Annotated in this window: 7 protein-coding genes; all 7 read right to left on the bottom strand. The window is 60.2% G+C overall.

Annotated elements, in window-relative coordinates; all coding sequences use genetic code 11:
• Positions 1–533: 533 nt before the first annotated feature.
• The 7 genes from CA51_RS09200 to CA51_RS09170 all read right to left on the bottom strand — a co-directional run bounded on the left by CA51_RS09200 (position 534) and on the right by CA51_RS09170 (position 13,459).
• On the bottom strand, positions 534–1,256 hold the full coding sequence (locus CA51_RS09200; RefSeq protein WP_231746087.1) for a protein N-lysine methyltransferase family protein: 723 nt from the start codon (positions 1,254–1,256) through the stop codon (positions 534–536).
• Positions 1,257–1,274: 18 nt separating this feature from the next.
• A complete protein-coding gene (locus CA51_RS09195) occupies positions 1,275–5,987 on the bottom strand; it encodes a PVC-type heme-binding CxxCH protein (RefSeq protein WP_145119868.1) in 4,713 nt (1,570 codons plus the stop codon).
• 240 nt (positions 5,988–6,227) lie between these two features.
• Positions 6,228–9,386: an efflux RND transporter permease subunit gene (locus CA51_RS09190; protein WP_145119866.1), complete on the bottom strand. Its 3,159-nt coding sequence runs from the start codon at positions 9,384–9,386 to the stop codon at positions 6,228–6,230.
• Positions 9,383–10,597, bottom strand: a complete 1,215-nt coding sequence (locus CA51_RS09185) for an efflux RND transporter periplasmic adaptor subunit (RefSeq protein ID WP_145119864.1) — start codon at positions 10,595–10,597, stop codon at positions 9,383–9,385. Before CA51_RS09185 ends, CA51_RS09190 begins: the two co-directional genes overlap by 4 nt.
• Before the next feature lie 26 nt (positions 10,598–10,623).
• Positions 10,624–11,208 (bottom strand): TetR/AcrR family transcriptional regulator, encoded by a 585-nt coding sequence (locus CA51_RS09180; protein WP_197451705.1) that lies wholly within the window; start codon positions 11,206–11,208, stop codon positions 10,624–10,626.
• A gap of 141 nt (positions 11,209–11,349) precedes the next feature.
• A complete protein-coding gene (locus tag CA51_RS09175) occupies positions 11,350–12,738 on the bottom strand; it encodes a COG3014 family protein (RefSeq protein ID WP_145119860.1) in 1,389 nt (462 codons plus the stop codon).
• On the bottom strand, positions 12,731–13,459 hold the full coding sequence (locus tag CA51_RS09170) for a penicillin-binding protein activator LpoB (protein ID WP_145119858.1): 729 nt from the start codon (positions 13,457–13,459) through the stop codon (positions 12,731–12,733). The genes CA51_RS09175 and CA51_RS09170 overlap by 8 nt, the downstream gene beginning before the upstream one ends.
• Positions 13,460–13,601: the final 142 nt, after the last annotated feature.

Genomic DNA, 13,601 nt, shown 5'->3' with positions numbered 1-13,601 from the left:
AACGCCCCGCGCGTCCGTATCGAACTCTCGAAACGCGCGGCCCGATGGGCACGCGGTTAAACGAATTCGCACGCCGGCACAATCGTTTAACCGCGGCGGCAACGCCCCGCGCGTCAGTATCGAACTCTCGAAACGCGCGGCCCGATGGGCACGCGGTTAAACGAGTTCGCACGCCAACACAATCGTTTAACCGCGGCGGCAACGCCCCGCGCGGCCGTATCGAACTCTCGAAACGCGCGGCCCGATGGGCACGCGGTTAATCGAATTCGCACGCCGACACAATCGTTTAATCGCGGTGGCAACGCCCCGCGCGTCCGAGTCTCGCTCCAAAAACGCGCGGCCCGATGGGCACGCGGTTAAACGAGTTCGCACGCCGACACAATCGTTTAACCGCGGTGGCAACGCCCCGCGCGTCAGTATCGAACTCTCGAAACGCGCGGCCCGATGGGCACGCGGTTAAACGACGGGGGCGTCGCCCTGCGCGTGTCGATCGGCTGAAGCCTTGACTCCAGCGCGTCAGGGTCGGTGCGTTGTTAGGACAGGCGCAGTTGCATGATGCGGATGCTGCGGTGGGCGTCTTGGCAATGTGGCACGTGGCTCTCGCTGTACGACCAGCCGCGCGGCCCGATCCAGTCGCGAAACTCATTGGCGATCAAACGGCAGGGATCCGAAAACAGGATCACTCCGCCGGGCTCCAGATGTTGCCGCATCGCAACTTCCAACTCCGTCCAGAACTTGCGGTTGTAGGTCACGTCGGAACCGAGGATCAATGAAAACTTGCGGTCCAATTGCTCTTCGCCCCATCGCAAGCGGCGGACGTGGCAATTGGGCAGATCCCAAGTCGACAGCTGAGCCAGCAACAGCGGATCGGTCATCCCGTCGGTGATCGTCACCTCCGCACCGCGGAGCGCCGCCGCCAGGCCAGCACGGCCCGTTCCGGCTCCCAGTTCAAGCACCTGGCGGCCAGGCAGATCAAACGTTTCGATGAACCAATCGAGTCCCACCGCTGCCTGCCAAACCGTCGCCCAAAACGGTTCTTCGACTCCCTGTTCCCCCGCTTCCTGTCGCTTAGTCGCAGCAACAAGGAGATCGTCGGGACAGGTTGCCGAGGCAAACCGACGTCGCTTGCCCGCGGCCATGACCGGTTCGTAGTGCCAGGCGTAACGCGCCGACGCGCGGGCTTCCAGCTTGCGAATCCAAGCCACTTGATTGTGATCGACTTGGTTGGCGGGGCGATTCAAAACCGATGGCGTCAAGCGAGTTCTCCGCGCGGACTATTCCGAAATCTCTTTGTCGCTCAGATAGACATAATCCAATCCGAACATAAAACCTTTCACCGCGTCGGGATGTGATCCCACAATCGACACCTGCAACGTATTGTCCCCCTGATTCAAACGGTGTCTACCCAGGGAAACCGGGCCGGTCGAAATCACGTTGTTCCCGTGATAGAGGTCGTGCTTGCCAGGAACCGCCGCGGCGTTGACGGCAAAGTCGACGATCGCATAGTCGCGGGCCTTGGTCATCGCGACAAACACGTCGTATTCTCCCGCTTTTTCAACCGGCAGGTTCAGCGTCAGCGTATCCCCCGGTTTCGCGCCAGTCCACCACAAGTGATCGTTGCCGCTCCAGCGATCCGCTTTAAATGCTCCCATCTGCTGGCCACGTGTGGTTCCCGCCGACTTCTCGATCACACGCAGCGATTCCCCTTCCATCGCACCCGCAACGCGGCCCGTCTTCTCATCCAGAAACGGCCCTTCACCGGGCAGAGGAACTTGAGTGGCACTGGCCAGATAAGCGATCAGGTCGCGGGCTTCGTCCGGCTTCATCTGATCCAACTGCCCCTCGGGCATCATCGATGTTTCAGCCAGCTGACGCGTGTCGATATCATCGCGGTCGATCACCAAGCGTTCGTTGGCGGTCTGCAACACGATAGCGCTTTCGTTCTCTTCTTTCAGCAGCCCGTTGATCACTCGCCCGTCCAAGGTCACGACCATCGTGGTTTGATAATCGCGGCCGACCAAGGCATTGGGATCCAAGATGTTTAACAGCGTGTAGTCCAAGTCGGCTCGATTGCTGCCGGTGATGTCGGGACCGATCTGGCCTCCCGATCCGAACAATCGATGGCATTTGCCGCACGTATTGTCATAGACCAGGCGTCCATGCGAGCGATCCGCTTTGCTCAAAACCTCCGGCGTCAGCCGCTTTTTCCAAGCCGCGATGTGCTGCTTCTTATCAGCCGACATCGACCGGATCGTCCCCCAGGTCTGCTGCACTTTTTCCAACAGCTTGGCGTCGCTGAGCAATTGGATCTGATGGATCGTCGCCGCCGAAAGCTCTTGTCGATCGACCTTCCCCGCGGCGACTGCGTCGATCAAACGATCCGCCCAAGCGGTTCGAGCAGCCAACGTCGCAACCGCGTCGCTCCGCAAATCGGAATCCAAGGCGGGATAGCGTTGCAACAGTTCGTCAGCGATCGTGTCATCGCTGTACCGCGCCAGCCCGCGAATCGCTTTGCCTCGCAGCGCTTGATCGTCCAGCAAACCGACAAGCGTCGGCACCAACGCCTGATCTTTTCCCGTCAGCAAAGCGTCCAACGCGCTCGTTCGCTGTGGGAGCGAAGCTTTTGGATTCGCTGCGATTTCGCGGAGCACTGGGAAGATCGACACGTCGCCGAATTTGACCGTGATCAGCTGCGCTTGCTCTCGAATCTTGGCGTCTTCGCTCGCCGACAACTTTGCGTAAACGGCGGGCCAACCCGGGGGCATCTTCAGCCGTCCCTGCGACTTGATCGCTGCAACGACTTCGTTCAGGATCGTCCCTTGCATCGCCTTGTCGTCCGTTTTTCCCAGCTCAGCCAACAGCGGACCGATGCTATCGACATCCGCAGCGGCACGGCGATAGATGAATTGCCGGACCTTGGGAATCCGCGTCTCCTTCGCCAACGCCAGCGCCCGCGTCGTATCGTTTGGCACCAACGGTTCGATCCCGTACCAGATCAGATTGGGCAGATTGTGATCCTGCGCATCCTCGCCGTGCGAAACCAGTCCCGCCGCGATCTCCCAACGCTGCTGCAATGGAAGACGCTGCAGCGCCGATGCGAGATACAGACGCACCAACGCCGATTGCTCGCCGCGTGCCATTTCGCTGAAACGCTGCAACAGCGAATCGCTGACTTCCAAGTCCTCCAGCGCCAACTGGATCGCCCAACCGCGGAGGTATTCCGATCGATGGCCACGCTCGTCCAACAACGCGATCGTGTCCGCTTCGGTCAACTGCTGCACCGCATGCAACGTCCAGATCGCTCGCAACCGGTCCTCGACACTGTCGCTGCCAAACGCTTGTTCACGCAACAGCCCGATCGCCTTCGCTCCCTCAGGAGAACTCGCCAACCCCGCGTCAGCGGCGAACCTTTCTTGCAGCAACCGCCGCGAGGTGCGGACATGGTGTTCATTGGTGCTGCGGTGCGCTGTCGCCAATTCCTGCAGCGACGCGTCGTGAAAGGTCGGTCGGGGAAGATCGGTGCCACCAAACGCGACGCGATAAACGCGGCCGTTGGTACGATCCCAAACCTCGATGTCGCGGCGATGGCAAGCGTTTTTGTCGTACCAATCGATCAGATAAACGCTGCCGTCGGGGCCGTATTTCATGTTGATGGCGCGGAACCAACGGTCGTTGGCAAACAGCACGTCGGCGCCGTGCGAGGCGATGTAGCCGCTGCCGTTGCGTCGCAGGATGTCGTTGTTAATCCGATTGCCATGAATGTTCGCCATGAAGATCGAACCGCGGTATTGCGCCGGCCAATTGTCCGCCAGGTAGATCATCGCGCCGCAGTGAGCGTGCCCACCGCCGGCAGCGTTGGTGTCGGTTTGATCCGCCGCCGCGTCGCGTCCCCACCAAGCGTGATCGCGAATATTGCCGGCGTAATGTGCGTGGTCGGCGATCGTTTTAATGTCGTCGTAAACGTAGGGATTAAAATGTTGTCCGCCCTGACGTTGGTAGCGGCCCCCTTGGATCATGTGGAACATATGCGGGATCACACAGGCGGTGATCATCGCTTGACCATGCTCATTAAAATCGACGCCCCAAGGATTGCTGGTGCCACGAGCGAAGATGTCGAACTCGTGCCGCGTCGGATGGTATCGCCAGACAGCACAATTCATCGGCGTCCGCTGATCTTCGGGAGTCCCCGGTTTGCCGACCTTCGAATGCGTGAAGACACCGTGGCATCCGTACAGCCAGCCTTCGGGGCCCCAGATGAAGGCGTTGAGCGTCTCGTGCGTGTCTTGATATCCAAAGCCGTCCAAGAGAATCTGTGGCTCCGAATCGGGTTTGTCGTCGCCATCGCGATCGGGAATGAACATCAAGTAAGGAGCGGCACCAACCCACACGCCGCCAAATCCGACCTCCATCCCGCTGACCAGGTTCAGCCCCTCGGCGAAGATCTTCCGTTTGTCGAAGACGCCGTCCCCGTCGATGTCTTCGAGGATGATGATCTTGTCTTTCCCCTCCCCTTCGGCGGCGCGGACCGGATAGGTGTGGGCTTCGGCGATCCACAATCGGCCGCGAGCATCGAAGGTCATCGCGATCGGTTGATGCACCATCGGCTCACCGGCCGCCAATTGCACGCGGAAGCCTTCGGGAACCGTCATCGCCGCCGCGGCATCAGCGGGCGACAGCCCTTCGTTAGTCGGCAGGCCATCGCTAGCGCTGCGCGCATTCATCGACAGCGGTCGCGGTTGTTGGCGAGCCTGCGTCGCCGCATCGGTCGACTCGCGTCGTTGCAGGCTGACGAACGTCCCCATTTTGTTCCCGACGATCACATCGACAGCGTCGTCGCCGTTGAGATCGGCGACGCGGACATCGGTCCCCACTCCCGAAGCATCATCGATTTGGTGAGGCACCCAGACGACATCGCCATCGTCGCCGCCGGGGCGCGTCAGTTCGAACCAATACAGAACCGCCGGATCGTTGGGTGCGGCATCGCCTCGCGGACCATGAGCCCACCAGCGTTTTCCGGTCACGATATCCTTGAGTCCATCGCCATTGACGTCGACCAAATCGATAGCATGCAGCTGTGAAAAGAGGACTCCAAACGGACTTTCGCTCGTCTTGGAGCCGAGGATCGTATGCTTCTCGAATGACGGCGAAGCGGTTCCACCGGCGGCGCTGTCGAGCTGTTCATACCAGACCAGTCCATATCCGTGAGCGTCCAACGAAGTGATCACGTCCTGATCGCCATCGCCGTCGACGTCGTATGCAAACATCTGAGCGCTGCCGCGGCCGGGGGCAAATTCAAAGGGATGCTTTTTCCAAACGGGATCTCCGTCGAGCGATGCCGGTTGCTGCCACCATCCACTCTTCTCCAACAGATCCATCCGCCCATCGCCGTCGACGTCGCCAACGCCCAAACCGTGCGTAAACCGGCCGCCCGCCGATTGGTCGCTGATCTTATGGAACTTCCACGGCGCTGTCGGATCGTCGCGGTTGATCTCGGCATAACCGAAGAAGCCTCCCGAACTGCAAACGATCTCGCGAGATCCATCGCCGGTCAGATCGGCGAACGTTGGCGATTCGTTTTCGACGACGTCCAACACTTTGTGACGCGGCCAAAATCGATCCTGCCCCTTCGGGTTTTCAAACCACGACGCATCTTTGCCGGGAAAGCCAAAGATCAGGATGTCGTCCCAACCGTCGTTGTTGAAGTCGTCGGTATAAGCGAAGAAGTTGTTCGAATAGCCATGGGGATCGAAGGCGTCTTGGGCGTAAAACCGATGTGGTGCTTTGAAGTCAGGCCCTTCGTACCAGAAGGGTCCCGATGCGACATCGGCGATGCCATCGCGATTGAAATCGCCGACCGTCGCTCCTTCGCTGAAGAACTGCGTCGACAACTGGTGCGTCTCCCAACTGACAACGGTGGGCGGATCGGCTGAGATCAAATCGGTGGCGGGTAACGTCAGCAACAAAAGAGCAAACGACAGGCGAATCATGAAGAACTCGTGGGGGCGAGTGGTAGCAGGAGTGAAATCGGTCGATGGAACCGAGCCACGATTGTACACCCCTAAACCGGCCGATGGCAAAAGAAAGCTTGCGGGCCCCGCGACACCTCTCCCATGACGACGCTGGCCGCCCCAAATGCTCGGCGGCGGCAGCGTCAGATCGATCGCAGGCTGCGGCGTTGGCAACCTGCGATCGGACTTTGAAACGCAAACTTCAGCGACGGAAACGGATCACGCCAAACTCGGCTGATCCTGCTGGCTGGCGTTCAGCTCACGCTGTTCCAAACCGACATTGGCATGCGAAGGCGACTGCAACGATTGTTCGATGCGTTCGAATTCGCTGGTATCGTGGCGATGCGCCGCTGCCAAAATCAGATAGAGAGCGGGGACGACAAACAACGTAAAGATCGTTCCCACCGCCATTCCGGCGACCAACACGATCCCGATGCTGTTACGAGCCTGAGCTCCCGCGCCGGTCACAAAGACCAGTGGCAGGTGTCCCAGAATCGTCGCCGCCGATGTCATCAACACCGGACGCAAACGCGTTTGCGACGCTTCGAGAATCGCCGCCCGCTTGCTCATTCCACTCTCCTGACACGCGTTGGCAAACTCGACGATCAGGATCCCGTTCTTGGCAACCAACCCGACAAGCGTGATCAGCCCGACTTGCGAATAGATATTGATCGTGGTGAAGTCCAAACAGGTTAACGTCAGAACTCCAGTCATCGCCAACGGCACCGACCCCAACAATACGATCAACGGGTCGCGGAACGATTTAAACTGAGCCGCAAGGACGAGATAGATCAGCAGCAGCGCGAAGCCGAGCGTGACCGCCAGCGAGCCGCCTTCGTGGCGAATCTGCCGCGATTCGCCCGCGTAATCGAGCGTCATCGATCCGCCGACAACATCGGTGGCGATATTCTCCAGCGTCGTCAGCCCCTGTTCTTTAGTCACGCCGGGATAGACTGCGGCGAAGACCTTAAACGAACTCTGCTGCTGGAATCGGCTGAGCGTCCGCGGGGCGGTCTCGGGTTCGATCGAAGCAAATGTCGAAACGGGGATCAGTTCTCCCGAAGGGCCACGGACGCGAAGGTCCATCAGCGCGCCGGTCGATTGTCGATCGGCGGCCTCCAGCTGTGGAATCACTCGATACGAGCGGTTGAAATAATTGAAGCGGTTGACGTAACCACCGCCCAGCAAAACGCCAAGCTCGCGGCCAACCGCGGCTTGGTCTAGCCCAAGATCAGCCAGCCGTTCCCGGTCGACGATCACTCGCGCCTGCGGCAGATCGACTTTCAAATCGGCGTCGACAAACATAAACATGTTCGCTTCGCGGCCACGTTTCACAATTTCTTCAGCCAATTCGCGCTGCCGCGAGACCGGCAGATCGCTCTTGAGCACCAATTCGACATCGAAATTTCCGGCTCCGGGCAACGGAGGCACCAGGACTGGAAACGCTTCCAGCCCAGCACTCTGCGACGCCGCACCAAACACCTCGGGCAACATCGCTTGAGTATTCCGCTGGCGGTCGTCCCAATCCTTGGTGATCAAACCGCCAAACCCGCCACTCGCCGTGACGACAGCCCACATGTAATCGGTCTCTTCGATCCCCTGAAAACCGTCGGACAATTGCTGAGTCCACCGCGTCGACGAAGCGAGCGTAGAATCGGGAGCGGCCGTCAGCATCACCGCAACAGCCCCTTCGTCTTCGACCGGCGCGAGTTCTTTCGGAGAGAACATGTACAACGGAACCGCCGCCGCACCGGCCAACAGCGTCGCCAAAGCGATCGACCAACGCAGCTGCAAGACTCCGCCCAACAGCTTGCCATAGAAATCGCGAACCGCTGCAAACATGCGGTTCACGAAACGAGTCATCGCTCCCTCGCGACCTCCCGAAGGAACCAGATAGGCGCTCATGATCGGCGACAGCGTCACCGCCACGATCCCGGAAACGACAACCGCCGCGGCCAAGGTAAAGGCGAACTCGCGGAACAGCATCCCGGTCAGCCCTCCCTGAAAACCGATCGGTGCGTAAACGGTCGCCAGCGTGATCGTCATCGCCAAAATCGGACCGACCAATTCGCGCGATCCCATCAGCGCGGCTTTGATTTTGTCGTTCCCTTCCTGCAGGTGGCGCTGCACGTTTTCGACGACAACAATCGCATCGTCGACAACCAGACCAACGGCCAACACGATCGCCAGCAGAGTCAGCAGGTTCAACGAGAATCCCATCAGATACATCACGATCGCCGCACCGACCAGCGAGACCGGCATCGCGACCAAGGGAACGATCGCGGTTCGGACCGAGCCCATGAACAGGAAGACGACAAAGCCGACGATCAGAATCGTTTCGGTGAGCGTCTTGGAGATCTCCGACAACGATTTCGTCATGAACTTGGTGCCGTCGTACGCCAGTTGCATGTCGACGTGCGTCGGCAGATCGGGTTGTAGATCAGCCATCGCCGCCCGCAACCGCGTCGCGACTTCGATCTCGTTGCTGCCGGGCAGTGGCCAAACGCTCACATAAATCGCTTTCTCACCGCGATAGAGCGCTGTCGCTGTCGGTTCTTCGCTCCCCAACTCCACGCGAGCCACATCGGACAGACGGATGATCGTCCCCGGGGCGGTGCTGGACGCTGGTGCCTGCCAGACGATCAAGTCGTCGAATTCATCGACGCTGCGAAGGTCGGTGTTGGTCAGCAGGTCGACCTGCACCAAGTCGTTTTTGACCTGTCCGATCGCCGCCAAAAAGTTGTTCCGCTGCAGCGCCGAATAAACGTCGCCCGGAGTCAGGTTCAATTCGCTCAACCGTTGTGGCGAGATCCAGATCCGCATCGCTGGCGTCTGCCCCGCTTCGATCCCTACCTTCTGCACGCCGTTGATGATCGACAGCCGCGGTTGCACGTTGCGAGTCAGATAATCAGTAAGCGCCGGCAGATCGAATCGGTCCGACGTGAAGCTTAGATAAAACGTGGCGTAAGGCCGGTCGGCGCGGACCAATTCGATCGACGGCGGTTCTGCCTCGGCAGGCAATTCGCTGCGAACCTGTTGCAACCGCGCGTTCACTTCGGCAAGCGCTTTGGTCGAATCGTGGTTCAGATTCAATCGCAGCGTGACCGTGCTGATCCCGGCGATGCTGCTCGATTCGACGTAATCGATCCCCGCGATCGAAGAGACAGCTCGTTCGATGGGAGTTGTCAAAAAGCCGCGGACCGTTTCGGCGCTAGCGCCAAAGTAGACGGTCGTGACCGTGATCGATGTGCTTTCGAGTTTCGGAAACTGTTGGATCGGCAGCGACAACGCGCACCGAATCCCCACCAAAACCAGGATCAGATTGACCACGATCGCAAGGACCGGGTGGCGGATAAATATATCGGTAAACGATTTCACTCTCCCGCCTCCCGATTCTGAATTGCACCGTCAGCCGCAACTGCCGCCGGCACACCCGCATCTTGCACCGACGCCGCCGATTCATCGTTGGATGCCGCCGTCGACCGCGCGTCGGCCAACAGCGCCCCTTCGTAGACTTTGAACGATCCATCGGCCACGATCGATTCGCCCGCCTGGATCCCATCGATCACCCGCGCGACAGCGCTTCCGCCGGGAACCACGACCACGTTCCGCGACTGGGCTCGCAAGCCGCTCTCGGTTTCGGTGGCGACAAAAACGACCGATCCACTGGGACCGCGGCGAACCGCTGTCGCCGGAATCTGGCGAACGGGAATCGGTTGCCCATACATCACCGTGACGTGTACCGAATCGTTCGGCTGCAACTTTGGCGGAGGATTGGACAGCCGAGCGCGGGCCGTCACCGAGCGAGAGATCGGATTGGCCGATGCATCGACAGCCACGATCGTCGCGGTCGCCTGCAATTTGTCCGCTCCGATCTGCAGAAACACGTCGTCGCCAATCTCGATCGCGTCGGCGACGTGCGAGGGCATCGAAAAGTCGATGAAGAAATAATCGGCGATCCCTTCCAGCGTCGTGACCTGGTTCCCTTCGACCAGGTACTGGCCGACGTGCAAATCGAACAAACCAACCCGCGCGTCAAACGGAGCTCGCAACGTCTTCTTGTCGATCCGCACCCGCAGCTCTTCGATTCCCGCCTCGGCTCGCGAGAGCTCCGCTTCGGCGATGTCCAATTCCGACTCGCTTCCCGCGTTGATGCGATTGAGTTGCCGCGACCGCTGGACAGTCGATTCGGCCAGCTTTCGCGACGCCTCAAGACTTTTCAGCATCGCCTCTTCGGTGCGGATATCCAGCCGCAACAGCACCTCGCCACGTTGCACCTCGCCACCGGGGATCATTGGGATTTCGGTCACGGTGCCCGCCAGTTCGGTCTTCAGCGTGATCGATTCGGGAGCCAGGACATTTCCGACAACAACCGACGAGCGGCGGAAGGAGGATTCTTCGGCGGCCGCCAGCGTGACCGAGATCGGCATCTCTGGGGGCGGTGGAGCGGCCATCGCTGACTTGATCTGCCAGACCTTGGCATACCCGATCGCCGCCAAAATGCCGACGACGGCCAACACGACCAAGATCGACCCGATCGCAGTGCGGAGCCACCGCAGGCGTGAGCCGGGAGCAACCGTTTGATTCATCGTTGTAGTTTCCTAAAAGTGTTCGGTTATTTGCCGGCGATTTCATTGGCGATCAAACGCCTTAAGTTCTGACGAATGCGTTCGGACCGCGGCCCGATCGTCTCGGGCGGTTCGATCACCGATTGCAACCAAACGCCGTCGACGGTGGCCAGGATCAATTCCAGGAATTCATCCGATACGCCATCGCCGCTCAACATCTGATGCAAGCTCTCGTAGAACTTCCGGACCTCGTCGCTGTCGCGGCCCCCTTGGATCAACGCCATCATCACGGCGGCGCAATCGCGGTCCTCGTCGCACTGCAAGGTTGTCGATTCGCCAACCAACAAATCGACATACGCCCGCAAACGATTCCCCGAACCGGCGGGATGTCGCTCGATCGCCTGTTGAATAAGCGCCAAATGCTCCTGCCCGCCCCGCTGCAGAAACGCGTTGACCAACGCTTCTTTGGAAGGGTAATGATGCATCAGCCCTCCCTTGCTGAGCCCCGCTTTGCGGCAGACGGCGGACAATGTTACCGCCGGCAGTCCGCCATCGCGAATCAGCACCATCACCGCGTCGAGGATCCTCGTCACCGTGTCGGTAGCTTCGCTAGGTTGTTCGCAATTTGACATCGCGGCGATCATACCGACCGACCGGTCGGTTGGCAAGCCTTTCCTGGCCCAAATGAGCAAATCCACAACCCAGAGCGGGATGTGGAGCAGAGGGTTCGCGGTCGCCCGGAAAAAAGATGCGTCCGAGCGGCAATCGCAGCGTTATCGCGCCGCCGCGGCGATCACGCGGTCGCTGGGGGCGGTGGCCAGGACGTAGGTGTTGCGCCCGTCTTCGACCTCGATCGTGCGAGCTGTCGGATCTCGCTGCAACGGGCTGCCGCGGCCAAAGGCTTGCATGCTGATGTTGTGCGTGCCGACCGGCAGTTCGGCGCGGAGGACTTGGATCTCGCGAGGCAGCAGGCTCCAACATCGCGTATCGGTCTTTTCAGTCGCCTCCCACGCGCTGCCAGCCAGATCGACGACCAATTGCAACATCGGGTCTTGGATTCCGAAAGCGTCTTTGCCGGCGGCGACCGCCGATTTCTTGACGATCCGCCGCGCGACAGCTCGGACCAACAGGTCGGTCTTCTCCGCTTCGTACTGCTGCACCGCCATCTGGCCGACGTCGGTGATCGACTGCGTCAGCCCCAGTGGCTGATCGTCAGCCATCACAAAAACTGTGTCGATCGCGGTCTCGGGAATCGCCACCGCCGGGATCTCGATCGGAGCCATCGTCGGTGGGACGCTGTACTTTCCGACCGCCGAAACGACGCGGTCGGCCAGCAACAATACATTGCTGGTGACGGGAGCCTGCTGAGCGACTCGCTGCGGTCCCTGGCCGACCAAAGCAAAGATGTAGACGACGCCGTGCCCCGGTTGGCAATGGACTCCGCTCTCGGCGCGGGCGATGTCGATTTCTGCGGGAGCAAAGCTCGGCTGGATCTCCGAGACCAAGCGATAGGCCCGCGAGGCGTCGTCGTAATCGCGGTAGTTCATCTCGCGAAGCACGCCGCGCACATACGGTGCGAAGGCCAACGGTTGATAGTGTTTGTCGGCGTCCAGCATGCCGGCATCGATCGCCGCCTGCTGCAGCTCCATCTGTTTGCTTTGCGCCTGCAACGCATACGCTTCGGCATCGACGGCGTCGGACATCATGCTGGTAAGAGCCAACATTGCCCGAATCATCACCTGTTCGTAACCCCAGCCGCGATACTGGCGGGCGGTATCATCGGTGATGTAGCTGATCGTCCCGGCGACCGGATCGGCCGCCTGATTTTCGTCGAGCGTACCGCGAGCTTCCAGCAACAACTGCTCGGCGGCATCGGTCTCACCGGCGGCCAAGTGGACCATCGCCAGGTCGAGCGTCGAAACGACCGAAGCCTTCCGGTCGGACTCTTTGATCTTCTCGAGCGTCGCTTGCGAATCGTCGAACGCGCCGTGGTAGAACTGGTTGCGAGCCGTCGTCAGCTGCATCCCGCCACGACATCCCGCCGGCAGACAGCACAGAAGTGCCAGCCCAACCAAACACCAGCGACGCAGCGTCGCCATCCGCCCGCCCGATTCGGGTTGGCGGTAAATGCCCGACTTCACAGCGGCCACGCGATCAACCATCGCCCTGTTGGAAGACTCCGTATTGCCACCACTTGCCGCCACGCGAACCGTGGTAGCCCTTGCGGATCGTCGCCGATTCCTTGAAGTATTCGCCGGTGTGAATATTTGTAATCTCCAACGACAGCAGATAATCGCGCTGCGTCGACTTGTTCCGCTCGGTCGTTCCCGACGTGATCGTGGCGTGCATCAAGAAATCGATCGGCGATCCCTGGCGTCCCAGCGTCCCGGCAAAGACGTCGCGGTTGGTCGGCAGGAACAACGAATCGGGGCGGAGCCGGGTTTCGCGAAGCGCCGCTTCGACCATCCGCCGGCTGACCAATTGGAACGAATCGTGCCCGGAGACCTGCGAATCGATCCGTTCGTACAATTGATCCTTGAAGTCGCCGATCTCTTCAGAACTCTTGTTCTCGATCCCGACAAAGCAGACCGTCGCGGGACGAGTTCCGACCAGCGGCAATTGATGGCTGGCGGGCATCATCACCCCAGGAGGGATCTCCTCGGGGCCCGCTGGTTGGATTGCTTGAACCCCCGGCACGCATCGGCCCATCAACTTGGCGACCGATTCGTCGACCAATGGATTCCAGACCGCAGCGCCGGCCTGGTGGCTGCCGACCAGATCGATGTCGTCCCCTTTGAGGATGTGGGCGTAATTGTGGCTGCGGCAGCCGGTCGCTGCGACAGTCGTGGCAGCGGTCAGGCACAGAAAAGTTCGGCGATCCATCGCGCGGGCTCCATTGCTAGCTAACTGCGGGCCAATCCGTCGAATTGGGGGGCCGCGGAGCGACTCCCCACGAATTGGCCGCGGAATATATAGGGTCCTACAGGCATGATCGGTCATCGATCAAGCTCGGCTTTCGAAATCT

It is taken from the genome of Rosistilla oblonga, from assembly GCF_007751715.1.
In the GTDB taxonomy this organism is placed as follows: Bacteria; Planctomycetota; Planctomycetia; order Pirellulales; family Pirellulaceae; genus Rosistilla; species Rosistilla oblonga.
Note: the sequence above shows the minus strand (reverse complement) of the source record. Positions and strands in the feature narration are given on the sequence as shown.